This window comes from Gimesia algae, from assembly GCF_007746795.1.
GTDB classification, from domain to species: Bacteria; Planctomycetota; Planctomycetia; order Planctomycetales; family Planctomycetaceae; genus Gimesia; species Gimesia algae.
Genome location: NZ_CP036343.1, coordinates 470,221 through 496,180, shown reverse-complemented (window position 1 = coordinate 496,180; position 25,960 = coordinate 470,221). Strand labels below are relative to the sequence as shown.

The following is a 25,960-nucleotide window of genomic DNA, read 5'->3' as shown; positions in this document are numbered from 1 at the left end:
CGGTAAGTTCCATTTCAACGCTCATGACTCCTTTGCTGCGTGGTACTCGCGGCGAATGTGCTCCAGATCAACCCTGGGTTCGGGACGCTGCATATTTAGTCCTTCCAGGTATTCAACCACGATCCGGGCCACGGCGAGGTTACGGAACCACTTGTGGTCGGCAGGAATGACGAACCAGGGCGCGTATTCCATGCTACAACGAGACAAAGCCTCCTCATAGGCTGCTATGTAATCGTCCCAATAGAGTCGCTCCTTGTAGTCGGCCTCGCTGATCTTCCATTGTTTCGTGGGGTCATCCAGTCGCTCTTTGAAGCGTTTCAGTTGCTCTTCTTTGGAGATGTGCAAGTAGAACTTGAGAATGTGCGTATCGTGTTCGACGAGGCTGTTCTCGAACGCATTAATTTGGTCGTAACGTCGGGACCAAACTGCTTGTGGGACCAAATTGTGAACACGGACGATGAGCACATCCTCGTAGTGGGAGCGGTTGAAAATAGCCACTTCCCCTCTGGCTGGTGCGGCCTGGTGAATCCTCCACAGGAAGTCGTGCGATAATTCGTGAGCAGAAGGCTGCCGGAATCCCTCCACACGACAGCCCTGGGGATTCATCGCAGCCAGGATGTGATTGATCGTCCCGTCTTTGCCACCCGTGTCCATCCCCTGCAGGCAGATCAGGAGGGAAGACCGTCCATCCGCGTAGAGCAACTCCTGCAGTTCGCGCAGCCTGCTCTGGAGTAGCTCAATCTCCCCGGTCGCTTCCTTGTGACTCTCGTGGTGATCTTTGAAACCCGAGTCGATGTCTTTGAGTTTGATCGTGGCTTTGGGCACTACTTGAAACTGTTGCAGCTGGTTCATTCTTACCTTCCTTCCGATACCGTGTGATGTTTAATCAGTCCCTCTAAAATGTTGCTCATTTGGCTCGTTATGATCACTCTGTTAGCGATGGAATCCGTGGAGAATCTGGTGAACACTGGGGTCAGGAACCCGCCAATGACAGCGGCGAACAGGAATGCTGTCATTCTGATCGCAAACCGATGGCGAGACAAAAGGAGTCTCTGGGGACCTTAAAACATATCTCCTCACTTCCATTACTTTGCTCCGTTTTGTCATCTTGAAACTCCATCAGGATTCTTCTCTAACAGGGGCGCGGCATTGGGATCGAAGATTTGATATGCCCACAGTTTCACACGGTCATTCACTAGGAACCACGCCAGGGCATACCCCCAGATGAACAACGCCCAGCCCCAGCCGAGGGGCGCCATGAACACTCCATACACCGCAATCAGAGTTGCCAAGATTTGCGTGCCGAGCACAGCTACCCACAGAATCCGCGCGGGACGTATTGTCCAGAACGGGCCGCGTGTGCGCGTGACAAAAATCGTCAGGTGTCCCGCCACGGAGAGTTTCAAGTAAATCAGCGACTGGATCACTTCATGATCGAGATAGAACACGCGTTCTCCCAGATAAAATAGCCCGAACGATGCAAACACGCCCGCCGCCCCCAAGACCGTGGCGATGCCCAGCACTATCCGCATGTTCCAGGCCTCTGGGGTCCTCTTATAGCGCACGTTGTCATACGCAATCGACAGGATGGCACCGTCGTTGAGCAACGCCAGCATCACGATCATCACCGCTGTGACCGGGTAGAACTTGAAGATCAGGATGGAAAGCGTCATCAGCAACAGGACGCGAATCGTTTCGGCGATGCGGTAAATCGCATAGCTGTTCATTCGCTGAAAGATCTTCCGACTCTCTTTGACAGCATCGATGATTACCGACAGGCCGGGCGTCATCAGTACAATGTCCGCCGCTGCGCGGGCTGCATCCGTCGCACCGGAGACGGCAATGCCGCAATCGGCTTTCTTAAGTGCCGGCGCATCGTTCACCCCGTCGCCCGTCATTCCGACGATGTGACCGCGTTTCTGCAGGACATCCACAATGTGAAATTTGTGTTCGGGGAAGACCTGGGCGAAGCCATCCGCTTTTTCGATGGACTCAGCTAACTGCCCCGTCTCGTAATGTTTGGTGTTGCCGAAACCGCTGGCATCAAGGATGTTGGTGCCCAACCCCAGCTTGCTGGCAGTTTCGCGTGCAATCGCCAGCGCATCGCCCGTTACCATCTTGACATTTACGCCCATATGGCGCGTGGTTGCGATGGTTTCCTTGGCTTGCTCGCGCGGTGGATCAAATAAGGGCAACACTCCGAGAAACTGCCATTGACCTTCCTGATCTGCCCGCGCCACGCCCAGGGAGCGGAAGCCACGAGCCGCGAATTCGTTGACGGCCTCGTCGACGGCGGACGTCACCTGCACAGCATTGACTGACAAGGCCAGAATCACCTGCGGCGCGCCCTTGGTCACCCTAAACTCGGTTCCGTCCGCACCCTTGATGGTGGCCTCGGTGCGTTTATGGACCGGGTCGAACGGCTGGAAATGAACTACTTCATAAGCCTTTAACGAATCCTTGTCTTGCAGGCCACCCAGAACAGCCAGATCGATGGTGTCATTGTTTTCCGCGCGAGATGCCAGTGCAGCATTGAGAATGATTTCTTCAATTGGGGTGCCGTTCACGCTGAACGGATCGCCCATCGTCAGCTTGTTCTGGGTCAGGGTGCCGGTCTTGTCCGAGCAGAGTATATCGACGCCCGCCAATTCCTCGATGGCCGCCAGACGGGTGACAATCGCTTCTTTCCTGGCCAGCTGACGTGCGCCGACAGCCATCGTCACCGACAGTACAGTGGGCATGGCCACGGGAATGGCCGCGACCGTCAGGATGAGAGCGAACAGCAAGACGGGGGTCTGTGGAGGTTCCGCGGAGAGCAGCGGTTCGCCACGGAAGATTCCGACCAGGATGATGATCGCTACCAGTACTGACGCGAGGATGATCAGGTAGTTGCCGATCTTCAGCACAGCGCGTTGGAAGTGACTGGTCGTGTGCGCTTCCTGTACCAGTCGTGCCGTCTTACCGAAGTAGGTGTTTGCCCCCGTGGCATAGACCATCGCGCCCATTTCTCCCTGGCGGACGATTGAGCCGGAAAATACCGTTTCACCTGTTTTGCAAGTGGCGGGCAACGATTCTCCCGTCAACGCGGATTGATCCACTTCGATGGGGTCTCCCTCCAGCAAGCGCACATCCGCAGGCACGATGTCACCCAGACGCACACGGATGGCGTCGCCCGGTACCAGCGTACTCGCTGCCGGGGTAACCCACTTTCCATCACGCTTAACCCGGGTCTTGATCGCCAGCTTCGCCTTGAGCGCGGCGATGGCATTGCCCGCCTGATACTCTTCCCAGAACCCTACCACCGCATTGGCCACTAAGAGGATCAGAATGATGAAAAAATCCGCCCAATGCTGAGCAATTGCCGACAGAATCACAGCCGCTTCGATCATCCAGGGGATCGGTCCCCAGAAATAGCTCAGAAATTGCAGCAGCGGACTGGTTTCTTTTTCTGTAATCTCGTTCGGACCATAGTGGGCCAGCCGTTTCTCTGCCTCGGCTTGCGTGAGTCCGTCCGGAGATGATTCCAGTTTTTTTTCTACTTCCGGCAGAGGCAGGGATTTCAGATCGTCTTTTGTGTCGAGCTTCGATTTGGCCCCCTTGGGCAGGTCTTTATTAGATTGCGCATTCATTTGTGATCTCCCCACTTCCAGTCCCGGATTTCCGGCATATCCTGGCCGTACTTATTGATGTACTGCTTGTGCTCAATGAGCTTGTCCTTGAGCTGCTGCTTCAGGTAGATGCCCTTGTCGCCAGTCTGCGGCAGTCGGTCGATGGCATCCATCACGAGGTGGAAGCGGTCTAACTCATTCAACACCGTCATATCGAAAGGCGTGGTGATGGTACCCTCTTCCTTATAGCCACGGACGTGGATGTTGTCGTGGTTGGTACGGCGATAGGTCAACCGGTGGATCAGCCATGGGTAGGCATGAAAGGCGAAGATGATCGGCTTGTCCTTGGTGAAGAGCTCGTCGAAATCCATATCGCTCAATCCGTGCGGGTGCTCTGTTGGCGGCTGTAACTTCATCAGGTCGACAATATTAACCACCCGGATTTTCAGTTCGGGCAGATGTTCGCGCATCAGGGAGACGGCGGCAAGTGTCTCCAGCGTGGGAACGTCACCACAGCAGGCCATGACCACATCGGACGAAACGGCCTGATCGTTGCTAGCCCATTGCCAGATGCCGATGCCTTCGGAGCAGTGTTTGACAGCAGCATCCATCGTCAGCCATTGTGGAGCCGGATGTTTGCCTGCGACGACAACGTTGACATAATGACGGCTGCGCAGACAGTGGTCCATCACTGAGAGTAGACAGTTCGCATCAGGTGGAAAGTAAACACGTACAATCTCCGCTTTCTTGTTCACGACATGATCGATGAAACCGGGGTCCTGATGGGTAAAGCCGTTATGATCCTGGCGCCAGACATGCGAAGCCAGCAGATAATTCAACGAAGCGATTTTCCGTCGCCAGGGGAGGTGCGACGTCACCTTCAGCCACTTCGCATGCTGATTGAACATCGAATCGATAATGTGAATGAACGCCTCATAGCAGTTGAAGAGTCCATGCCGCCCAGTCAGCAGGTAGCCCTCAAGCCAGCCTTCACACTGGTGCTCACTGAGCATTTCCATCACCCGACCGGAGGGCGCAAGGAATTCGTCGTTCGGCAGTGTCGCGGCGTCCCATTGGCGATTGGTCAAATCAAAGACAGCTTCCAGACCGTTCGAAAGCGTTTCATCAGGCCCAAAAACCCGGAAGTTTCGCTGTTTGCTGTTTAGTTTCACCACATCGCGCACAAAAGGTCCGAGCACATGCGTATCACCAATGCCGCGCACCCCTGGCGAGGGAACGTCGACCGCGTACTCACAGAATTCGGGCATCCGCAAGTCGCGAAGCAGCATGCCTCCGTTGGCGTGGGGATTTGCGCCCATACGTCGTTCGCCACAAGGAGCCAGTTCCGCCAGTTCCGGTTTCAAGCGGCCCTGCTGATCGAAGAGTTCTTCCGGTCGATAACTCTTCAGCCAGTCTTCCAACAGATTCAGATGCTCGGGATGAGTAGCAGGGTCGGAGAGCGGCACCTGATGCGCACGGAAGGTGCCTTCAACCTGAAGGCCATCAACTATCTTTGGCCCTGTCCAACCCTTAGGCGATTTGAGAACAATCATCGGCCAGCGGGGACGTGCCAAATTGCCGTGGATACGGGCGTCCCGCTGAAATATTTTGATCTGCTGCACTGCGATGTCGAGCGCTGCGGCCATGGCCTCATGCATCAACTCAGGTTCGTGTCCCTCAACGAAGTAAGGCGTCCACCCGTAACCCCAGAGCAACTGTTCTAATTCCTCATGCTCAATGCGGGCGAGGACGCTTGGGTTGGCGATCTTGTAACCGTTCAAATGCAGAATTGGTAGCACCGCACCATCGGTGGCTGGATTGAGAAACTTGTTGGAATGCCACGCCGTGCCCAGAGGTCCGGTTTCCGCCTCGCCATCGCCGACAACACAGGCGACAATCAGATCGGGGTTATCGAACACCGCCCCGAATGAATGGCTGAGCGAATAACCCAGCTCGCCGCCTTCGTGAATCGAGCCCGGGCACTCTGGCGATGCGTGGCTCGGAATGCCTCCAGGAAACGAAAACTGGATAAACAGCTTCCGCAATCCGGCTTCATCCTGGCTGATATCGGGATAAATCTCGCTGTAAGTCCCCTCAAGATAAGTGTTGCCGACGACAGCCGGACCGCCATGTCCAGGACCGGAGACGTAAATCATATTGAGATTATATTCGTTGATAACCCGGTTCAAGTGCACGTAAATGAAATTCTGCCCGGGAGTCGTACCCCAGTGTCCCAGCAACATGTGTTTTACATCCGCTAGCATCAGCGGCCGCTTCAACAGTGGATTATCAAAAAGATAAATCTGGCCGACTGACAAATAGTTTGCAGCGCGCCAGTAGGCATCCATCTTGTGAAGCAATTCTGGAGAAAGCGTTTTTGTATTCATCGTTCTATTCGCCTTTTTTCAACTAAGACCTAGAACGTGGCAAACCGTCTCGCCGATCACCTGTTCTTCATTTGTGCGAATGACTCGCACTGCGACACGGGTTGTGTCCGGCGAAATCAGCAGCGTATTTTCCGCATTGTACGTTTCATTTAATTCGATACCGAGAAAACCGAGTCCTTCGCAGATCCGCTTTCGAATCAGTGGCGAATTTTCGCCGATTCCCCCAGCAAATACCAATGTGTCCAATCCCCCCAAGGCTGCCGCAAATGCGCCGATCCATTTCTTGACATGGTAGCAAAACAGCGCGACCGCCTCAGCCGCCTGCACGTCCTGCGTTTCAAGTTCGAGCAAGTCACGTATGTCGGAACTGGTTTCCGACACGCCAAGCAAACCGGACTTAAAATTGACCATCTCGTTGAATTGCTTTGCATCGAGACCCTCAGTGCGTGCTAGATACCAAGCAAGTCCGGGATCGATATCACCGGAACGAGTACTCATCGGCACGCCTGCAGTCGGAGTGAAACTCATGCTTGTGTCCACTGGTTTGCCGCCATGTACCGCCGCCAAACTGGCTCCATTGCCGAGGTGCGCAAGTATCACTCGACCTTGTGCCGCTTTCGGTCCGTCCAGACGAGCCAACTCCTGCATGAGAAACGTATAGGACAATCCATGAAAGCCGTACTTCCGTACTCCCTGGGCTTCATAGCGTCGGGGGATCGGCAACACCCGGGCCACGCGTGGTAACTCATGGTGAAAAGCCGTGTCGAAACATGCCACCTGGGGAAGATCGGGAAATCGACGCTGAATTGCCTCAATCAACAGAATCTCTTCCGGCAGATGTTCGGGAGCGAAGGGACTGAGCCGGTGCAGTTCCTCAATTATGTCCGCAGTGATACGCTGCGGATCACGATAGTTCGGCCCGCCATGCACGATGCGATGTCCCATCGCGGTCAAAGATTCGCCCCCGCAGTATTCCTCGATCCAGTCCATCAGAGTCTCCACCGCGGCCATGTGATCTGGTGCCGATAATGGCTGCGAAATGGAGTCCGCCTGATTCGAGACTTTCACACGCAGAGCGGCATCCGCTAGTCCAATCCGATCAATTCCTCCCTCCAGAATGCGTTGGAGCGAGTGACCAGGCTCGAACAACGCAAACTTGATACTCGACGAGCCGCCATTGATCGTAAGGATATGCTTACAGCGGGTTTGAATGGGTGAGTCCTTTATGATTCATCCTTCGGTCGGATTATTACTGACAGAGTATTCGCGAATCTTCATGGTAAAATTGCATATTCCCTTGGCTAAATTTCACTGACAGGAAACCGCATGCTGATTTTTCCTGTATTTTGAGCAGAGGTGATCATCAGCCTGTAACACATGACCATAAAACAGGATTAATTATACCAGAGGCTCTTTCAAAGGAAACCGGTTTTGTGGAGAGAATTTGCAAAGCTTATCGATCTTTCTCGTTTCCAGTAGATAATCCAAGTGGTTTCCATTAAAGTGAGATCCTCTATAAAACAGATACTGATAACCTGAATTCAGGATAAAAAATGCGTGCTCTCAATTCTCTGGGAAGCTTTATGCTAAACGAGACAACCAATTTGGGCTCAAGAGTAATAGAACTTCTGGAGCCATTGATTAGTAGAAATGAACCGCAGATCTCATGAAAATAATCATACGCGTTTTCATCCTTATTGCTGTGGTAGTTCTGATAGCAGGTGGAACCTGGTATTGGAAAGCACGGCAGCAGGACACCAATGATGACACACTCGTTCTGTACGGAAATGTTGATATTCGACAGGTGGAGTTGGCAATCAACGGTAGCGAGCGAGTCGGACGAATTCTTGTGGAAGAGGGTGATTTTGTCGAGCAGAAACAACTCCTGGCGGAATTGGAACTGGAACGATTTGAATTGAAAGTGGCACGAGCGAAAGCTCAGATCGAAATCCAACAACAGGTCGTAGCCCGACTCGAAGCAGGTACGCGACCAGAAGAAATTCGTCAGGCTGAAGCCTCGCTTTTATCAGCTAAGGCCGAATATGATGATGCAGCTGTAACTTTGAAGCGAGTTCTGGCCTTAAGGGCAAAGAAAGCAGTCGCTCAGCAGGAAGTCGATGATGTGAAGTCAAAGCGTGACTCAGCAGCAGCGAACGTCCAGCTTCTGCAAGCATCCCTCGATCTGGCAAAGGCCGGGCCTCGCAAAGAAGACATTGCTGAAGCCAAAGCAGCGCTCAAACGGATGGAAGTAGAACTTGCGCAGGCAAAGTATGATCTGAAAGACGCCTCGCTATATGCACCGTCACGCGGCATTGTGCAGGAACGTATTCTGGAAGTCGGAGATATGGCTTCTCCACAGAAACCTGTCTTCACTTTTGCATTAGTTGATCCAGTGTGGGTGCGAGCATATGTATCTGAGCCGGACTTGGGAAAAATCCACGATGGGATGAAGGCTGTCGTTGTCACCGATAGTTTTCCTGGAAAAGAATATGAAGCGTGGGTCGGGTTTATCTCACCAACGGCAGAGTTCACCCCCAAGCCTGTCGAAACTGCTGAGCTGCGTACCAAGCTGGTATATCAAGTCCGCGTGTTCGTGAAGAATCCAAAAAGCGAACTCCGGCTTGGAATGCCAGCCACCGTCAAGATAAAACTTATCAGCCAGTCACCAAATTAGCCGAATTTACTTCAAATGGAACTGGATCGCCAGTCGCCAGAAGATGGACAACATAACAGCGAGTAACAACTTGGGAACGCTAGGCAAGAATCTCAGTCAGCAAGTAGTGCTCTTCGATAACGTCAGTAAAAGTTTCCCAGCTTCCCATAGGAATACGCAGGCTCTCAACTCAGTGAGCTTGTCAGTTTCTCGAGGGATGGTGACTGGATTGATTGGTCCTGATGGAGCCGGAAAGACCACTCTCATGCGGATGGCCGCAGGATTGCTCTTTCCGGATACTGGCAAAATCACAGTGCTTGGAATGGAGACCACCCTCGATGCTTTGTCTCTCCAGGCCCACATCGGCTACATGCCGCAGCGGTTTGGTTTGTACGAAGATCTGTCTGTTCAAGAAAATCTCGATTTGTACGCCGACTTGCAAGGCGTACCCGTCAAGTTGCGAGCAGCGCGTTACGACGATTTGATGCATATGACAGGATTATCCCCATTCATGTCGCGGCTGGCGGGGCGCCTTTCCGGAGGCATGAAGCAGAAACTCGGGCTCGCCTGTACGCTGGTGCACCCACCAAATCTGCTGTTATTAGACGAACCAACGGTGGGAGTCGACCCTGTGTCTCGGCGTGAGTTATGGCAAATCGTCCAACGCTTCGTGCAACAGGAGGGCACTACCGTGCTGCTCAGCACGTCTTATCTTGATGAAGCCGAACGCTGCGACAAAGTCATTATTCTCGATGAGGGTCAGTTGTTGGGACACGGCTCACCATCGGAATTCAGTCAGCCTTTGGCCGGACAAACGTTCCAAGCGCGCGTTCCGCATCAGAAAAACCGTGACGTGCAGGAATCGCTCTCGAAGCAACCTGGTGTCATTGATGCCGTAATTCAAGGGGATGCCGTGCGGGTAGTGCTTCGGTCAAATGCAGATTCGTCAACCGATATACTTCTGCCCGATGCACCAAACGCAACGATTAACAGTGTTCCACCCCGTTTCGAAGATGGCTTCATTGCGATGCTCCGTAAACGCCGTGCCGAAGAGATCGAGAATTCCGTTCACTCTGTTTCCAATCTACCTCCGCAATCAACAATAAAATATAGCATGGGCACTGACCATGACATCGAAGTACGAGATGCGCAACGAAGATTTGGTAACTTTTATGCAGTGAAGAGTGTGTCGTTCGATGTAAACCGTGGCGAAGTCTTCGGTCTGCTCGGAGCGAACGGTGCCGGCAAGACAACGATGTTTCGAATGTTGTGCGGTCTGCTCCCAGCCAGTGGCGGAACATTGCAGGTGGCCGGGGTTGATGTTCGCAAGACAGCCGCAGCAGCGCGCGCTCGCATCGGCTATATGTCGCAGAAGTTCTCACTGTACGGAACATTGAGCGTGGCTGACAACCTGAGATTCTTTAGCAGTGCCTACGGACTGACAGGTCAAAAGCGGCGCGAACGCATTAACTGGGCGACCAGTGAATTCGAACTTGGTCCCGTATACAACACAACCAGCGGTCTATTACCACTCGGTTACAAACAACGTTTAGCATTAGCGTGCTCGCTGATGCACGAACCAGACATCCTGTTCCTTGACGAACCGACTTCTGGTGTCGACCCGTTGGCCCGTCGCGAATTCTGGCATCGCATCAATGATCTGGCAAATCAGGGAGTTACCGTGATGGTCACGACGCACTTTATGGAAGAAGCCGAATATTGTGACCGAATGGCTATCATGATTACCGGCGAGATCCTGGCTCTCGGCACTCCTGTTGAAATCAAACGTAGCGTACAAACAGAACAAGCACCGGAGCCAACAATGGAAGATGCGTTCATTCACCTGATTGATTCGCATGAGGAAAAATCATGAGACTCCTGTATACACAGTTAGAGGTGGCCTGATGATGTCGAATCGCGGTGGGTCACTGATGCGACTTCGTGGACTGCTGCGGAAGGAATTCCTACAGGTTCTACGCGATCCGAGTTCACTGGCGATTGCTTTCGTCTTACCAGTCATCTTACTATTACTGTTCGGTTATGGTGTATCGCTCGACGCTGAACATATTCCTATTGCACTTGTGGTCGATCAGCCTTCGGCCGATACCAGCAGTCTGTGTTCCGAGTTTGAACATTCCCACTACTTCCAGCCCATATATATTCATGGTCTGCATACCGCTCAACGGGCAATGATGGAACGGCGGGTTGATGCAATACTACATATTCGCAATGACTTTTCCGAAAAGCTCCGTCGATCAAATGGTGCATCAATTCAGCTTGTTGTGAATGGTGTCGATGCCAACACGGCGCGTCTGATCATCGGATATAGCCAAGGTGCGTATTCAAAATGGCTGGAACGCCGATCAACTGACGAAGGTTTACCGCTGCTAGTTCCCGTGAAAATTCAACAGCGTATTTGGTTCAATAGCAACCTCAGGAGCCGCAACTTTCTCGTTCCTGGTCTGATCGCTGTCATCATGACTCTGATCGGAGCGATGTTAACAGCATTGGTTATGGCGCGCGAATGGGAACGTGGCACGATGGAAGCCCTGATGGCGACGCCTGTCGCAATGCGCGAAGTCCTGATCGGAAAAATTTTGCCTTACTTTGTGCTAGGGATGGGAGGCATGGCTTTGTCAGTCGGAATGGGAGTCTGGTTGTTTCATGTTCCACTACGAGGATCAATGTGGGTGCTTCTGGTCGGCACATCGCTATTCCTGCTAACTGCTTTGGGAATGGGTTTATTAATATCGACGATCGCCCGCATCCAGTTTGTGGCGGCTCAAGTAGCCATCATCACCACATTTCTGCCAGCGTTCATTCTATCGGGATTTATTTTTGACATCGGAAGCATGCCGTATCCGATTCAGTTACTGACACATATTATTCCGGCGCGATACTTTGTAGCGATCTTGCAGACAATCTTTTTGGCAGGCGATGTATGGTCCGTGTTGTTACCCAACGCAATGGCACTGGCAATGATGGCCACGCTTTTCCTTGGGCTGACGCGATACAAATCACGCAAACAGTTAGATTAGGAGATAAATAGGTGTCACGCCTCGTGGCCTTAATCATTAAAGAGTTTCTCACCCTGCTTAAGGATCCCAAAAGCCGGTTCGTGATCATCGGTCCGCCCATAATCCAGCTCGTTGTATTTGGCTATGCAGCTACGTTTGATCTAACGAATGTTCCCTTAGCAATCTATGATGAGAGTAACAGTGAATTGTCACGAGAACTCATCGCGAGATTTGATGGTTCCCCCAACTTTCAACGGGTTGCCACAATCACACACGATGACCAAATCTCACCACTAATCGACACAAAAAAAGTGATCGTAGTCCTGCATATTGGACGACAATTTAGTCGTGACCTGTACCAAAGCCGAACAACCGACGTGCAAGTAATTGTCGATGGACGTGACTCCAATACAGCAATGATTGCCAATGGCTATGCGGATACGATCATTCAAAACTTTAATGTTCAATGGGCGCGTCGCAATGGATTCCCCGGACCGCCCGCCCGCCTTCAGGTGCGAGCCTGGTTCAACCCCAATCTCGTCAGTCGATGGTTCATTATACCAGGCATTGTCGGTTTGCTGACCCTTGTAGTGACAATGATTGTTACATCCCTCTCCGTGGCTCGAGAACGTGAACAGAGCACATTCGATCAATTGCTGGTCACACCGTATCGGCCATGGGAAATTCTAATCGGAAAAGCCGTACCCGGATTTATTATTGGCATGGGCGAGGCTACGTTCATTATTTTCGTTGCCGTTTTTTGGTTTCAAGTCCCTCTTCTGGGAAGCGTAATCACTCTCTATACCGGCATTGCACTGTTTCTTCTGTCGGCCATTGGTGTGGGATTGATGATTTCGTCTCTGTCCACGACTCAACAGCAAGGTTTACTAGGTGCATTCATGTTTCTGGTTCCTGCCATTATTCTCTCCGGGTTTGCCACACCTATAGCCAACATGCCGTCTATTGTGCAGAAACTTACTTATTTAAATCCGATGCGATACTTTATGATCATTCTACGATCCGTATTTCTAGAAGGTACTCCGTTCGAACTGCTGATTGACCAATTCTGGCCAATGGCGATAATCGGGATCGTGACTCTTGGCACGGCCGCTTGGCTGTTTCGGCGACGGATGTACTAACGGAAAAGCGAACGCCGAAATGCCTGTAGTACCAAGTAGATGTATCCATCGATAAATTTGAGTATCGAAGTACTCCTGCGGCATCCTCATGATGATGAAATTCCTGAGGTCAATCAGCGTATTACTAAATTCAAGTGTTATTGGGATTGCCACCTTGCCAAGTTCTTTTTGCGCATGCAACGTCTCGATCCCGTATGGTCAATTTATTCAGCCGCGCGATAAGATCCTTGAAAATTTGGTTTTGTTCGCCGTTAGTGAGATCAATTCTCCGATGACTGTCACTGTACGCTGGTAAGATAGAAAACCTTTCGTGCTGGATTTCAATGGAGTGCGCATACCGTGATCGCAAAAGACACAGAATAATGTAATTAGTATCTCTACGCTGTCTTGCGATAGTAATAATTCAGCAGCCCACCAAGCCGCTCGCGACACTCAACCTCACCAGCATTTTGGCCAACTTCCTCTCCCGGTTGAATGATACGGTGATCGAGTCCCTGGTGATTGCGTTCTGCGTGATAATGAACCAAGTATTTTTTGATGGCATTCCTTAATGAATTCTCACCAAAGAAAATCATTCTGTCGAGGCACTCTGATTTGAGTGAGCGAAAGAATCGCTCAATAAAAGCATTCAGATTGGGTGGTCTGGGAGGCAAAACTATCGGCTGAATATCTGACTGGCTTAAGATCGACCGAAACGACTCACAAAAAGTTGAATCACGATCCATGATTAGCTTCTGTTTTCCAACCAGAAAACCATCTTCCTCATCTGACAAGTTTCTGGCAATCTGTTTCATCCATGCTTCGTGGAGACTCGTTGTGCAGCCAGCGAAATGAACTCGGCGCGTCTTCAGTTCGATTACAAACAGCAAATAGAAAGTAACAAGCCCACCTTTCGTCCAGACTTCCACAGTGGCAAAGTCGATCGCAGCCAATACCTCCCAGTGTGCTTTGAGGAAGGTGCCCCAGGTTGTCTAGTGTTTGCGATCAGGCGCTGGTTCAATGCCCTGTTCTTTAAGAATCTGGCGTACCGATTCGTCAGAAATCTTGTAGCCCAAATTTATAACAGCAGCAGCAATCCGATCATATCCCAGGTGCCGTTCTCTTTTGCGATTCGAGACTAATCGCTTGACTTCATCAGACAGCTGAGGTCTGCCTGAGTTATTTTTGCGAAGATCAGAATAATCCCATTTAATGGCAACCAACTTTTTATGCCAGCGAAGAATCGTATCTGGTGTAAACAGAGTACCGACTTCTTCGAGTCGCTTACGTCCCAGAATCTTACCTTTAACGGCAAGCCTTCGACGCTGCTCATCATTTAGCAAAATGCGTTTCTTACCTTGTTTCTCTTTAAGAACCTGATTCTCGGTTCTCAGGTATTCGATCACTTCTTGCTGGTGCCTGTTAACCCAACCAGCCATCATGATGAAGAATAGTTGCCAAGGTTGCAGGATGAAGCTCATAGATGGCCCAATGGTGTGAAAGTGTATTCTGAAAATCTAAATGTCAGTATAGTTCGTAGTAACGTCGACTCTGTTTTTTAACTCTAATGCAACCCAGGGGTGTTGATAGTTTCGTTCCATGTACTGCATATAGGCTGCTGATCAGACTATTGCTACCGCGGACAAATCGCGGACAGAATTGAGAATTTCAATGCAATATGACTTCAATCAGTTTTCAACGTTGAATAAACGCAACCTTTTGATAATAATACGATTACAATGTGATTGAGGCATCCTTGATATATAGCCTTTTTAGCTTGAGGGGCTAGTGGGGGTAATCCCCGTGGAGGTTCGAGTCCTCTCTTGGGCACTTTGATATTAAAGGACTTAGGGCATTTCAGCTCTGAGTCCTTTTTTCGTATCTGTTGGCTAATCAGAATAAGGGAACCTCTGCGACAGATTCTGTGATATATAATTTTCGTTACATACACTTGATCCAGTTTCAGTCTGACTAGTGGAGTGTCATTTTTAAAATTTGGGTTGATAGATATCACGAGAGTGCGACAACGGAGCACGTAAACAACACCCCCCAACCCTCAATTTGTAGCTTGACAAAGCACTAGGGTAGTTTTTCTATCTGCTTCAAAGCTTGCTCTGAAGCTTTATGTCCCTGCTCAGCGGCTTTGCGGTACCACTCCGCTGCCTCCATATAATCCTGCTTGACACCTACTCCCTCTGCATACATGAATCCTAAATTGTATTGGGCGATGGCCAGATTCTGCTTTGCAGCTTTGTGAAGCCACTTTGCCGCCTGAGCATGATCTACCTGAACCCCTCTTCCGTCACGATAGCTGCTTCCTAAATTGTTTTGTGCCTCAGCAAATCCCTGTTCGGCGGCTTTACGATACCAGTGCACCGCCTCAACCTCATCTTGCTTGACGCCATTTCCTTTCGCATACATGAATCCTAACAGGTGTTGCGCAATAGCCAGGTTCTGCCTTGCCGCTTTGCGAAGCCATTCTACTGCCTGAGCATCATCTTTCTGAACACCCTTTGCGTCACGGTAACAGATTCCTAAACTGGTTTCTGCTTCGGCACATCCCTGTCCAGCGGCTTTGCGGTACCACTCCACTGCCTCAGTATAGTCCTGCCCGACGCCGTTTCCTTTAGCATACATGAGTCCTAAATTGTATTGTGCAATGGCCAGGTTCTGTCTTGCAGCTTTGCCAAGCCACTCCACCGCCTGGGCATCATCTTTTTGAATACCCGTTCCATCACGGTAGCTGATTCCTAAATTGTTCTGTGCTTCGGCATATCCCTGTTCAGCAGATTTACGAAACCAATGCACTGCCTGAGCAAGGTCTTGTTTGACACCGTCTCCCGCTGTATACATGATTCCTAAACTGTTTTGTGCCCGAGCGTCCCCCAGCGGAGCTGTTTCGCGTGGATCGGCTCTTTGATCACCCTGACATCCGCTTAGTATAATCAAACAAAAAACAACCGTTGAGAGTACCCCGACAGCTTCGCCAACCATTTCTGGCCGCTTCATTTGAGTCACGTTAACCGACAGAGCACAAGGACCATATTTCTTTTGTATCTCCTTGAAGTTCCGCTCTTGTGTCATCACTTATTTGTCCCAGCAAAAAAGAATCGAAGAAAAAGCAATCAATTTTATCCTCCGACACCATCAGACGACTGTCAATCAGATTAAAACATGAGGACAGAAATGTCCTGAAAAGTCTAACGGGCCTCGGCACATTAACTGGAATCGAAATAACCCTTAAAAGTATTTCTGAAGAACGACTCTCACCTCAAACGAGACAGTTTCGACCACGTTACACAACTTAACACAACACCCTGGCAACACACTTTCCACATATCTCTTTTTCATCATTCAACTTACAACATCAACCAACTTCGTTCTGTGTCCTTTTTTCGTGACCCTCTCCGACAACAGCTCAAACACCATTTTAGCTCAAACACCATTTTAGCTCAAACACCATTTTGCTCCTCTCATTTAACTTCCCCTTCAGTGTCAGTTCCATTTCACCGCTGAAAATATTCGACTTGACTCCGCCGCGCCGCGAAACATGATAAGCGCTAAACTGAGTCGCGCGCGTGGTCCAGTATTTCTTCACCTGTAGAAACAGAACTACGGCAGAAATCAGCACTATCAAACCCACTTGGTTTCCGCACGATTTGTTATAAAGCCTGCTCAAACATGTCGTGCGGATCGACACACACCGCCCCCACATCGTCCCGGCACGCCCCGATGTCGCATCCCTGTCAGCATACATCAACCCATATCGCCACCCGATTTTGTTCATCTCCCCTTGACGCGCCCGTGCCCCTGCAGAAAATCGGATCAATGGAATTGACCTGCGAATGAACATCATCATGAGATTACAAACTCGAAAAAGAAACATCAAAGATCCGTCTCGCTCTACTCACTTAACCAACGGATGCCCTTCGTCGGCTCGCCCGACACTGCCCGAAAACCAGACATCCCACCCGACGCACATTGTAGGGAAAGAGAACGCAACCCGAGAGATGAAATTTGAGCACTGACTGAATAAATGCTTCAGGTCTTTTTTACACATTTCATCTTCATGAGTTGATACTTAAAGACATGAATGCGGAAGGTTTTATGTTGCCAATTGATAATAGACAGATATCCTGTTAGTTTTAGACAGAATCATATTCTCTCAATAAATCGATATTGTAAAAGTCCCTTGAGGATTACTGTCATGTCTTATTCGCAATGTGTCGAATTATTTCGCGCGGGAATTCTTGATGGATTGGAAATTTGCACTCCACAACTTCGCACGATTGTCGATAACGACAACCCGCTCTTTCCCCTCAACGCGATGGCATTGAGCATTATACCGTGGTTTAGTCAGGCAGAAATTGCCTTTCGGACTCAGACTGATACCAAAACTTTACAGGTCGCCGAATGGGAACACTACTATTTCTTCTCCGACTTGTGCAATTGCCACTCTGGGCCACTCGCCACAGCCGCACAGTACTCGCGGGAAGCATGGGAACAACCGCCTGATGGCTTGACTCACCTGCAAATGGCGCATCTCATTTTTCTTGCCGGGGCCGAGGCTCTGATCGGCTCTACAGTCCGAACCCGTTTCTATGAGATCCTGGATACACTCCAGGACAGTTGTACGTTCAACGGTCAATTCAGTCTTGAGGAAAACTTATCTGCATACGATGGCTGGTTTGAATACATTGTTTCCGATCCGGATGAAAAATGCCGGTCGAATTATTGCGATATCGTGCAGGCCAGTAAAACCGGGAAGCAATTGACGACTTTCTGGAAGTAGGCAACGTAATAGACGACACATTTTGATCGATCTAGATAAACCACGTCTCTTTTTTTGCATAACTTTTCCGAGTTTTCAAAGGCTGTGTAGCAATCAGAAACCGAACAAACTTCTTGCCTTTGAATAAATCGCATGCGACAATGAATCGCAGGACAACATCAGGACCGGGTCGTCTCTGAGAGTTGTGTCCCGTCTGCTCAAATGGAGTTGAGCGTCTCTGCCGTTGCTACATTTCAAAGGAGCAGGGTATGTCCTGGAAAAGAATCACAGCCAGCGTCACCATCATCATGACGTTCAATGTCTGTTCCTGGGTGACGTCACAGGAACAGCAGCAAACCGAAGATCTGGAACGTGCCAAGATCACCAGGGAAAAAAGCGCCGGCCTGCGTATGAATCGCATATTTCAACTCCATACGGGTTATACCTTTATTGGCGATCTTTGCCACTCCCGTAGTTACTGGCAATCTGCCCTCGCCCTGTCTGATAATCAGGGAGTGATTCTCAAAAAACTGGATGCATTGCTCTACCAGGCGAACCTGGCATCTTCGAGCCACGACGCCGATTACCTGGATACGAACCCCCGGGATTACATCAAATATCTGGAACGCAACGAACAACGTCGCAGAGAGGCTGTGATGCATGGTCAGCTGATGTCGCTCTCGGGGCTGCTCACAGAGTCTCAAGCCAATGCCGTGATCCAGCAACATTTGTCAGATCAGAAATGGCGCGGGTTCCTGCAAGCCCTGATTCAGGAGCTGATGGATTTCACTGAGGCACAAAAAACGCTTCTGAAGCGGGCACAATCAAATTACAATCAAGACGCGAGACCATTGTTTATGGGGTCGATGCTGCCTGATGCGAATCAGGCGGAGATTCAGGCTGGCCTGAATCTCCTCAATGATCAGTTCCGCAACGATTCAATCGCGGTTCTCACACCGGCTCAAAAAAAGAGGTACGCACAACTTACAGAGAAGCGGCCGGCACCGAATGTGATTCCGATGCTACCAGCCCCTGCTGAAACAGATCAGGTACGTTTGGATCCGAAAAAACTGTCGGATGTTTTTCGAACCATGGGCCAACTCCAGAATGAAAACAAGCTCAAGCTTTCGAAAGTACAGAACCAGTTACTGGCTGAACTTTATCTTGTCACCATCCATGGTTTATTCTGGATTGAAGCAGCAGAATCATCTCAGGCGGATGCGGAACAGAGTCGATCCGTGGTGATCCCTCATACCAGGACCGAGTTTCTAAAACACGCAGAACAGGTTGCCCTGCTGGGAATTCTGACGGAACGCCAGACCAGACAGGTTCAGGACGCCCTGTAATCACTATGGACAACTATCGGGACCAGGTCTTTTTTCCGTGTCTCGATTATTTTTGATCCAGTATTGTGGTGATTCCATTATGAATTTAGATTTTGTCCTGATCATCTTTAAAATCAAGTCAATTATTTTGTATTCGCCAGGAAGGGAACGAAATGAAAAAAGAAGAGTTTGCCTATATTGGGTGTCGATTGCTGGCACTTTTCTATGGCGTGAAAGTGCTGTTTGACCTGATCCCCTTTGTGACGATGTGGATATCATGGAAGACAAATCTGGTTCCGTTTTCGCAGGCCCCGGAAGGGATGATCTATTTGCAGATGGTCTATGTGCAATTAATTCCCCTCGGCTTGAATCTAATTCTTGCTTGTACGTTGTGGTTTGCAGCAAATCAGATTGTTAAATTTATCTTGTCTGGTGATTTCGCCGTCGATGGCGGTTCCCTTACCGCACGGCAGGTACAAACGGTTGCCTTTGCTGCGGTGGGTGTGTTGATCTTAGGATTTACTCTGCCAGATATCGGAGCCACACTTTTTCGAATTGTTGAGGAGAAAAAATTTGACAATTCAGCCCCGATCACGTTGGACCTGAAAGTTCAAATCTTATTATTAGGGTTGCGGATGCTCATTGGGATGTTCCTCATGATCGGTTCAAATGGTCTCAGTGAACTACTTACTCGATTGCGATCACCGAAACTGACGTGACCGAGCAATAAACAAAAACGATGAGCATAAATGGACCAGGTCTGAATCCCCTTGTTTATTTATGCTCTCATTGTCTTGTAGCTAATGGAAAGGCAACATTATTAAACCTGCATTCAGACAAAACTGGCATAATGTTACTTTTCACCAGGCACACCAACCAAATCGTAAATTGCTTCTCGCAAATGCTTTGGCTTAAGACCGTTTTCGTTTAGTTTAGATTCTAAATATTGATAGGCTGACGTTTCCGGAATACTGAGCAAAGCCAAAAGTAAATGCTCTGTCCCAAGATAGGGACACGCAGTATGCTGCAATTTTTGAAATAAATCTTTTCCTTCTTGAGTTGCTCTTTCATATACAAGCTTTGCTGTCCCAGATAACAATGGAACCTCACGAATTCCACACATTCGTTGATTTTCGTAATCTGCTTCGACAAAATTATTTCTATCGTGAGAGGATTTGTTTTCTTCCCGCAGTTTATTGCTAACTGGAACACCAGCATCAGTCAAGATTTTCCCGGCAATACCATCATGTTCCAGTAACAAACCGTGAAGAATGTGTATTGGCAAAATTGTCTCACAACCTTCTGATAAAGCAACTTCCCGTGCAATTGCCAGCACTTTATATGACCGATCGGTTGGAAGAATGTCTGATTTCATCTTACATTTAACTTTCATCACATCGGTAATAAATAATGGGGATTATTGAAATATTAAATGGACCAGGTCTCTTTTCCGTATTTTAATAACCAATCTTCACGTTGGGTAATGCTGCTTTTAAGGTCGCGATCTGCTCTTTCGTGATCCCTTTACAGTCGTTAAATGAAATACTTTTGAGATTCGGAAGTTTTGCAAGTTCGGTCATTAGTTGATCCGGTATGATAACGGAATCAAAAATGATTTCCCTGAGTTCACGATTGCTTCGCAGCAGTGAAAAGCTCTCAGGCTCCAGCTTACACTCTACAATTTGGAGCCGCTTAAGCTGATGTATTTGAGAAAGGCATGACAGAGCAAAATCATCAATGGCACATGTATCCACATAAAAAAGCTCTAGAGTGGGGAGGTGAGTCAACATTTCGAAATGTCTGCTTTCGAATTTGTCGCCGATAAAAGAAACGAGCTTAGGTTTCTCTCCTGACTCCCAGTCTCCGCCAAGTCGGATGATTTCTCGTCGAATCAGGTCTTCAGTAACGGTCAATTTTCCATAAGGAGGCAGCGCATCAGCTGCGTAAGCACAACTGGCAATCGCTATGACAGCGACAAAAGAAATCTGGTGTAACATCGTTCTCTCCTTTTAAAGCTTGCCAGTTTCTATTGCCTGGTCCCGCAATTTTGTCATCGATCCGGGACTTTGATCTGCTGAATCTGGTTGATGCTGCCGTCCGGGCTCTCGTAGACGATTGTGTATTGATCATATTGAGGGTCGTCAACCGTAACGAGCAGGCGATCCCGTTCCTCTGTGTTATCATCGGGAAGTCCCAGACGGACGGTGACATGGATCCGGTCCTGCAGCACCTGTGATCGATAACGATTGACGTGCAGAGAATCGCCGGTTGTTTTCGTGATCTCTTTGATCGGAATCAACAGCTTGTTCTCTTCCCACCCGGGTTCTCCAAATGAAACATCCGCCCGCTTCTCCAGTTCCCGCCACGACAGGTCAGTCCTGCTCATCATTTGATAACTGCGATCAGTACAACTGCAAAGAAGAAAGCAAATTGCAGCCGAGAATCCCAGCCGCCATATTCTTGACTCTTGCGTGAAGCGAATTGAAGCCGCCATATGAACCACCTTCCAACTGCAAAGGCCTACACTGCACGATACGTCATCATAGTCGACTGCCTGCTGTTGAGCCAGACCTTTTCGCCGGCGTTGACTTCCCTGCCATTCCATTTCCTGTTTCTTCTCGTCCTGAATTCCATGAAAAACGCTGTGCAGAGACAACTTCGCAGGGTAGCATGATATCAACGATTCTGTTCTCTGAGGCGCTCATCGGGAAAATGATATCATGCCTGCTCGACACTGGATTCCATTCTTTGCGTTTGTGACAATGCTCTGCTTGACAGTAACCGAACAGGCGGAAGCGAAGCAGCCCAACTTTGTCTTCATCATCGCCGACGATTGTACGTTTCGCGATATCGGCTGTTACGGCGGACAGGCACATACACCGCACATCGATCGGCTGGCGACTGAAGGCATGCGGTTCACGCGCTGCTTTCAGGCAGCTCCCATGTGCTCCCCCACGCGGCACAATATTTATACCGGCCAGTATCCCGTCAAGACCGGAGCCTACCCCAATCATACGCAGGCCAATCGTGGTACGAAAAGCATCGTGCACTACCTGAAACCGCTCGGCTATCGCGTGGCCCTCACGGGGAAAAGCCACGTCGGTTCGCAAGCCGTCTTCCCGTTTGAGAAACCGGATGGCGATGGACTGGTGGCAGCAGCCGACAACTTTTTCAGAAAATGCCAGGGACGCGACGATCCGTTCTGCATCTTCTTCTGCTCGCGGGAACCACACACGCCCTGGGATCAGGGAGATCCAACCCGCTACGACGCCAGCCAGTTGAAGCTCCCCCCCTACTTTGTCGATACGCCGGAAACACGCGAGGCCATGACCCGCTACCTGGCGGAAATCACCGTGTTCGACGAGGAAGTCGGCGGCATCCTCAAACAACTCGACCAGCACGGGCTCCGCGATAACACACTGGTCATCGTCGTCAGCGAGCAAGGCAGTAGCATGCCCTTCGCCAAGTGGACCTGTTACGATTCCGGCCTGCAGTCTGCAATGATTGCCCGCTGGCCCGGTAAAATTCAGCCCGGCACTGTCAACGACGCCATGATTGAATACGTTGACCTGGTGCCCACCTACGTGGAAGCCGCGGGAGGCACACCCGCTCCGGTACTCGATGGGAAAAGTCTGCTGCCGGTCTTCGCGGGTAAGCAGGAGCACAAGGACCATGTGTTCGGCGAAATGACAACACGGGGCATTATCAACGGTTCCCCCACGTTCGGCATTCGTTCCGTGCGTTCGAAAAACTTCAAGTACATCTGGAACTTTACACCGGAAATCGAATTTCGTAACGTCGCCATGAAATCGCCTGAATTCAAAAGCTGGGAAGCGAAAGCCACCGCCGGCGATGCCGACGCAGCTGAAAAAGTCCGCCGCTACAGAAAACGCCTCGCGATAGAACTCTACGACATCCACAAAGATCCATTCGAATGGCATAACCTGGCCGGCAAACCGGAGTACGCAACTGTGCAGGCCGAACTGAAAGCAGAGCTGGACGCCTGGATGAAACACTGCGGCGACCAAGGCCAGCAGACCGAACTCGAAGCCGACCAGCACACAAAATTCGGCGGTAAAAAAAAGAAACGGAAGCAGAAATGAAACAACTCGTTCTCAGTCTCATATTGATTTTCTCAGCAGGTTTTTTTGCCAGCGATGTCGTCGCGCAGCAAGCCGCAACAGAAACCCGCAAGCCGAATATCATTCTCATCATGGCCGATGACGTCAGCTGGGAATGTTTCGGCAGTTACGGTGCCGATGATTATAAAACGCCGCACATCGATGCGCTCGCAAAACAGGGAGTCCGATTCACGAACTGCTATTCGACGCCCCTCTGCACGCCATCCCGCGTCAAGCTGATGACGGGCAAATATAATTTTCGTAACTACACCCATTTTGGTTATCTGAATCCCAAAGAGAAAACGTTCGGCCAGATGCTGCAGTCCGCGGGTTACAAAACCGCAATTGCCGGTAAGTGGCAGTTGAACGGACTCTACCATGGTGCGGAAGGGCACGCCGACAATACGCGGCCGTTCCAAGCGGGCTTCGAGGAATACTGTCTCTGGCAGGTGACGACGAAAACGAAAATCAAAGAGGGGGGCGGTGAGCGTTTCTGGAGTCCGCCGCTGGAACAGAACGGCAAGTTCCTCACAATTGCAGACAACCAGGACCAATACGGTCCGGACATCATGTCGGATTTTCTCTGTGACTTCATCAAAAAGAATCAAGATGAGCCGTTCTTTGTCTATTACCCGACCACGCTGGTCCACAATCCGTTTGTGCCTACACCCGATACCATCGGAGACGCACCCCGCACGCAGGCCGCCAACAAACAGCCGAAAGGCAAGCAGGCACGCAAAGCCAACTTTGTCGCGATGGTCAACTACCTGGACACACTCGTCGGCAAGATTGTCAAACAGGTGGAGGACGTTGGCCAGTTGGACAACACGCTCATTCTGTTTACCGCCGATAATGGCACGAACGTGCAAATCACCTCGCAGTGGAACCGCCAAACCATTCATGGCGGCAAAGGTTCCACCACCGACATGGGCACCCATGTGCCGCTGGTCGCCTACTGGAAAGGACACACGCCCGAGGGCAAGGTACTGAATGACCTGATCGACTTTACGGATTTCTATCCCACGTTCGCCGCAATGGCGGATGTCAAGCTCGGAAAAGACGACCCCATCGACGGCCGCAGTTTTCTGCCTCAACTCAACGGCAAAGCGGGTCAGCCCCGGGAGTGGGTGCTGAATCATTACCAGCCTTACTGGGGACGGTTCACCGGGGATCAGTATGTGCGGAACGCCGACTTCAAACTCTACCGCGACGGCCGCTTTTATTATGTGCCCGTCGATCTGACTGAGAGTCAGAATCTCGCCTCCGGTCAGGCAGGCAGACAGGGAGAACAGTCACGCCAGTTGCTGCAGCAGACCCTCAAGAATATTCCCCCCGCGCCACCCGTCAAAGGAGGATCGAACGCATCGGCACGTCCGATCTACCCGGGCTGGCGAAATATTGTGAACCCGCATGATTAGTTTTCGAATCGCAGATCCCAACAGAAAGCAGACCCTGTGAACTTCAAGCCGCTCAACATGCTAATCGTTCTCCTGGTTCTGACATTGATTATGTCTGCCAGGACCGTAGCAGCGAAGACAGCTGCAAACACAAAGCAACGACCGAACATTGTCTGGATTCTGGTCGACGATATGTCCTGTCATTTCGGCTACCAGGGGGAGAAACTGGTCGAGACGCCTCACGTGGATCAACTGGCCCGGGAAGGCGTGGTATTTCGCAACGCCTACGCGACGGCGCCGGTCTGCTCCACATTTCGTTCCGCCCTGATCACAGGCATGTATCAGACCACCATCGGTGCGCACCATCATCGCAGCTCACGGGGCACGTTGAAAATCAACTTACCCGCAGGCATGCAGACCGTTCCGGAACTCTTTCGCAAAGCCGGTTATTATACGACAAACGCCAACCCCGAAGGGACCCGGCCTGGCAAAGAGGATTACAACTTCGCTTATCAGAAATCCGACCTTTATGACGGCGTGGACTGGACAAAACGCGCGAACGGGCAACCCTTCTTCGCGCAATATCAACTGCAGGGGGGAAAACTGCGCAACGTCGATCGCTGGTATGACGAAGTGAAAACCGGTCTGGACACTTTGATCACAGCAGACGAAGTCACGCTGCCACCCTATTATCCGGATCACCCCGTGATTGGAGAAGACTGGGCCGCCTACCTGAACTCGGTCTCTTACACCGACAAACAAGTGGGCCGCATTCTTGACAAATTGAAACAGGAACAAGTGCTCGACAATACAATCCTCTTTTTTCTGACCGATCACGGCATCAGTCACGCCCGTGGCAAACAGTTTCTCTACGAAGAAGGGCTGAAGATTCCGTTCATTGTCTGGGGACCAAAGTTCGTGGGAGCAAAATCGTTACGCGATGAACTGATCGCACACATCGACCTGTCGGCAACCAGCCTGGCCCTCGCGGGCATTGACATTCCCACAACGATGCAGGGGCGTCCCCTGTTCGGACCGGATGCCAGGCCGCGCACATACGTAGTTTCGGCCCGCGACCGCTGTGACGAAACCGTCGATCACATACGCAGCGTCCGCAAAGGAAATTTCAAGTACATCCGCAATTACCTGCCTGAACGACCTTATCTGCAGCCCTGTCGATATAAAGACGGCAAACCGTTCGTGCCGGTGCTGCGCGAACTTTACGCTGCCGGCAAACTGAACGCGGCCCAGTCACTGCATCTCGCCGAAACGCGACCCGAAGAAGAACTCTACGATCTCACCAACGATCCCTGGGAGATCCACAACCTGGCCGATGACGCCGCGTATCAAGAACAACTCACCGAATTCCGCTGCCTGCTCGCAAACTGGGAACTCGACACAGACGACCGCGGTCGCTTCCCCGAATCGGAAGCCATGTACGACAGTGATATGAAACCGTATCTGAACAAGAGCCGCAAGCGGGAACCCGAACAGGCCGCGATCCTGGAAGCGAATATTCAATTGATGAAACGCTGGCGTGCTGAGGGGAAATAAGAAACGATG

The 25,960-nt window shown here is 50.5% G+C and carries 20 protein-coding genes; 10 read left to right on the top strand and 10 right to left on the bottom strand.

All coding sequences use genetic code 11. From position 1 onward, the window contains the following. Nucleotides 1-21: 21 nt before the first annotated feature. The 4 genes from Pan161_RS01815 to Pan161_RS01800 form a co-directional block, all read right to left on the bottom strand. Nucleotides 22-852 carry a polyphosphate kinase 2 family protein gene (locus tag Pan161_RS01815; RefSeq protein ID WP_145223902.1) on the bottom strand — a complete coding sequence of 277 codons (831 nt, stop codon included), beginning with the start codon at nt 850-852 and terminating at the stop codon, nt 22-24. A 251-nt stretch (nt 853-1,103) separates the two neighbouring features. After that, nucleotides 1,104-3,629, bottom strand: a complete 2,526-nt coding sequence (locus tag Pan161_RS01810; protein ID WP_145223901.1) for a plasma-membrane proton-efflux P-type ATPase — start codon at nt 3,627-3,629, stop codon at nt 1,104-1,106. Further along, nucleotides 3,626-5,995, bottom strand: coding sequence for a phosphoketolase family protein (locus Pan161_RS01805; protein ID WP_145223900.1), 2,370 nt, complete (start codon nt 5,993-5,995; stop codon nt 3,626-3,628). The genes Pan161_RS01810 and Pan161_RS01805 overlap by 4 nt, the downstream gene beginning before the upstream one ends. A gap of 18 nt (nt 5,996-6,013) precedes the next feature. After that, complete coding sequence (locus Pan161_RS01800) at nt 6,014-7,186, bottom strand: acetate/propionate family kinase (protein WP_261342996.1); 1,173 nt, start codon at nt 7,184-7,186, stop codon at nt 6,014-6,016. Nucleotides 7,187-7,661: 475 nt separating this feature from the next. On the opposite strand from Pan161_RS01800, the gene Pan161_RS01795 reads away from it, so the two are divergent. Genes Pan161_RS01795 through Pan161_RS01780 form a run of 4 tightly spaced genes read left to right on the top strand, consistent with a single transcriptional unit; the run spans nt 7,662 to nt 12,804 of the window. Beyond that, nucleotides 7,662-8,669 carry an efflux RND transporter periplasmic adaptor subunit gene (locus Pan161_RS01795; protein ID WP_145223898.1) on the top strand — a complete coding sequence of 336 codons (1,008 nt, stop codon included), beginning with the start codon at nt 7,662-7,664 and terminating at the stop codon, nt 8,667-8,669. 43 nt (nt 8,670-8,712) lie between these two features. Next, nucleotides 8,713-10,521, top strand: a complete 1,809-nt coding sequence (locus Pan161_RS01790) for an ATP-binding cassette domain-containing protein (RefSeq protein ID WP_145223897.1) — start codon at nt 8,713-8,715, stop codon at nt 10,519-10,521. Between the two features lie 31 nt (nt 10,522-10,552). Next, entirely contained in the window at nt 10,553-11,686 is a 1,134-nt protein-coding gene (locus Pan161_RS01785; RefSeq protein ID WP_197995647.1) for an ABC transporter permease, read from the top strand. Nucleotides 11,687-11,697: 11 nt separating this feature from the next. Beyond that, nucleotides 11,698-12,804: an ABC transporter permease gene (locus Pan161_RS01780; protein WP_145223896.1), complete on the top strand. Its 1,107-nt coding sequence runs from the start codon at nt 11,698-11,700 to the stop codon at nt 12,802-12,804. Nucleotides 12,805-13,181: 377 nt separating this feature from the next. Here Pan161_RS01780 and Pan161_RS01775 read toward each other — a convergent pair whose 3' ends face one another. From Pan161_RS01775 to Pan161_RS01765, 3 genes are all read right to left on the bottom strand, one after another. Beyond that, nucleotides 13,182-13,736: an integrase core domain-containing protein gene (locus Pan161_RS01775; RefSeq protein WP_145223895.1), complete on the bottom strand. Its 555-nt coding sequence runs from the start codon at nt 13,734-13,736 to the stop codon at nt 13,182-13,184. A 39-nt stretch (nt 13,737-13,775) separates the two neighbouring features. Then, nucleotides 13,776-14,264, bottom strand: coding sequence for a hypothetical protein (locus Pan161_RS01770; RefSeq protein WP_145223894.1), 489 nt, complete (start codon nt 14,262-14,264; stop codon nt 13,776-13,778). 598 nt (nt 14,265-14,862) lie between these two features. Then, nucleotides 14,863-15,867: a tetratricopeptide repeat protein gene (locus Pan161_RS01765; protein WP_232103804.1), complete on the bottom strand. Its 1,005-nt coding sequence runs from the start codon at nt 15,865-15,867 to the stop codon at nt 14,863-14,865. A gap of 1,123 nt (nt 15,868-16,990) precedes the next feature. On the opposite strand from Pan161_RS01765, the gene Pan161_RS01760 reads away from it, so the two are divergent. The 3 genes from Pan161_RS01760 (at nt 16,991) to Pan161_RS01750 (ending at nt 19,598) form a co-directional block, all read left to right on the top strand. Continuing rightward, complete coding sequence (locus Pan161_RS01760) at nt 16,991-17,575, top strand: hypothetical protein (protein ID WP_145223892.1); 585 nt, start codon at nt 16,991-16,993, stop codon at nt 17,573-17,575. A gap of 248 nt (nt 17,576-17,823) precedes the next feature. Further along, nucleotides 17,824-18,900 (top strand): hypothetical protein, encoded by a 1,077-nt coding sequence (locus Pan161_RS01755; RefSeq protein ID WP_145223891.1) that lies wholly within the window; start codon nt 17,824-17,826, stop codon nt 18,898-18,900. A gap of 152 nt (nt 18,901-19,052) precedes the next feature. Beyond that, nucleotides 19,053-19,598 (top strand): hypothetical protein, encoded by a 546-nt coding sequence (locus tag Pan161_RS01750; protein ID WP_145223890.1) that lies wholly within the window; start codon nt 19,053-19,055, stop codon nt 19,596-19,598. 134 nt (nt 19,599-19,732) lie between these two features. Here Pan161_RS01750 and Pan161_RS01745 read toward each other — a convergent pair whose 3' ends face one another. The 3 genes from Pan161_RS01745 to Pan161_RS01735 all read right to left on the bottom strand — a co-directional run bounded on the left by Pan161_RS01745 (nt 19,733) and on the right by Pan161_RS01735 (nt 21,268). Continuing rightward, nucleotides 19,733-20,254 (bottom strand): Clp protease N-terminal domain-containing protein, encoded by a 522-nt coding sequence (locus tag Pan161_RS01745; protein ID WP_197995646.1) that lies wholly within the window; start codon nt 20,252-20,254, stop codon nt 19,733-19,735. Nucleotides 20,255-20,336: 82 nt separating this feature from the next. Next, entirely contained in the window at nt 20,337-20,876 is a 540-nt protein-coding gene (locus tag Pan161_RS01740) for a leucine-rich repeat domain-containing protein (RefSeq protein WP_145223888.1), read from the bottom strand. A gap of 53 nt (nt 20,877-20,929) precedes the next feature. Then, complete coding sequence (locus tag Pan161_RS01735; RefSeq protein WP_145223887.1) at nt 20,930-21,268, bottom strand: hypothetical protein; 339 nt, start codon at nt 21,266-21,268, stop codon at nt 20,930-20,932. 331 nt (nt 21,269-21,599) lie between these two features. Here Pan161_RS01735 and Pan161_RS01730 point away from each other — a divergent pair, with 331 nt between their 5' ends. The 3 genes from Pan161_RS01730 to Pan161_RS01720 are packed head-to-tail and all read left to right on the top strand — an operon-like array spanning nt 21,600 to nt 25,951. Continuing rightward, nucleotides 21,600-22,982, top strand: a complete 1,383-nt coding sequence (locus Pan161_RS01730) for a sulfatase family protein (protein WP_232103583.1) — start codon at nt 21,600-21,602, stop codon at nt 22,980-22,982. After that, complete coding sequence (locus Pan161_RS01725; protein ID WP_145223886.1) at nt 22,979-24,418, top strand: sulfatase-like hydrolase/transferase; 1,440 nt, start codon at nt 22,979-22,981, stop codon at nt 24,416-24,418. The genes Pan161_RS01730 and Pan161_RS01725 overlap by 4 nt, the downstream gene beginning before the upstream one ends. A 57-nt stretch (nt 24,419-24,475) precedes the next feature. Next, complete coding sequence (locus Pan161_RS01720) at nt 24,476-25,951, top strand: sulfatase family protein (RefSeq protein ID WP_145223885.1); 1,476 nt, start codon at nt 24,476-24,478, stop codon at nt 25,949-25,951. Nucleotides 25,952-25,960: the final 9 nt, after the last annotated feature.

Coding starts and splice junctions, on each gene's coding strand:
- Pan161_RS01720 (WP_145223885.1), top strand. CDS start 24,476: ATGCTAATCGTTCTCCTGGTTCTGACATTGATTATGTCTGCCAGGACC.
- Pan161_RS01750 (WP_145223890.1), top strand. CDS start 19,053: ATGAAAAAAGAAGAGTTTGCCTATATTGGGTGTCGATTGCTGGCACTT.
- Pan161_RS01730 (WP_232103583.1), top strand. CDS start 21,600: ATGCCTGCTCGACACTGGATTCCATTCTTTGCGTTTGTGACAATGCTC.
- Pan161_RS01810 (WP_145223901.1), bottom strand. CDS start 3,629: ATGAATGCGCAATCTAATAAAGACCTGCCCAAGGGGGCCAAATCGAAG.
- Pan161_RS01805 (WP_145223900.1), bottom strand. CDS start 5,995: ATGAATACAAAAACGCTTTCTCCAGAATTGCTTCACAAGATGGATGCC.
- Pan161_RS01755 (WP_145223891.1), top strand. CDS start 17,824: ATGTCCTGGAAAAGAATCACAGCCAGCGTCACCATCATCATGACGTTC.
- Pan161_RS01740 (WP_145223888.1), bottom strand. CDS start 20,876: ATGTTACACCAGATTTCTTTTGTCGCTGTCATAGCGATTGCCAGTTGT.
- Pan161_RS01795 (WP_145223898.1), top strand. CDS start 7,662: ATGAAAATAATCATACGCGTTTTCATCCTTATTGCTGTGGTAGTTCTG.
- Pan161_RS01790 (WP_145223897.1), top strand. CDS start 8,713: ATGGACAACATAACAGCGAGTAACAACTTGGGAACGCTAGGCAAGAAT.
- Pan161_RS01735 (WP_145223887.1), bottom strand. CDS start 21,268: ATGATGAGCAGGACTGACCTGTCGTGGCGGGAACTGGAGAAGCGGGCG.
- Pan161_RS01745 (WP_197995646.1), bottom strand. CDS start 20,254: ATGAAATCAGACATTCTTCCAACCGATCGGTCATATAAAGTGCTGGCA.
- Pan161_RS01770 (WP_145223894.1), bottom strand. CDS start 14,264: ATGAGCTTCATCCTGCAACCTTGGCAACTATTCTTCATCATGATGGCT.
- Pan161_RS01760 (WP_145223892.1), top strand. CDS start 16,991: ATGTCTTATTCGCAATGTGTCGAATTATTTCGCGCGGGAATTCTTGAT.
- Pan161_RS01765 (WP_232103804.1), bottom strand. CDS start 15,867: ATGACACAAGAGCGGAACTTCAAGGAGATACAAAAGAAATATGGTCCT.
- Pan161_RS01725 (WP_145223886.1), top strand. CDS start 22,979: ATGAAACAACTCGTTCTCAGTCTCATATTGATTTTCTCAGCAGGTTTT.
- Pan161_RS01815 (WP_145223902.1), bottom strand. CDS start 852: ATGAACCAGCTGCAACAGTTTCAAGTAGTGCCCAAAGCCACGATCAAA.
- Pan161_RS01785 (WP_197995647.1), top strand. CDS start 10,553: ATGATGTCGAATCGCGGTGGGTCACTGATGCGACTTCGTGGACTGCTG.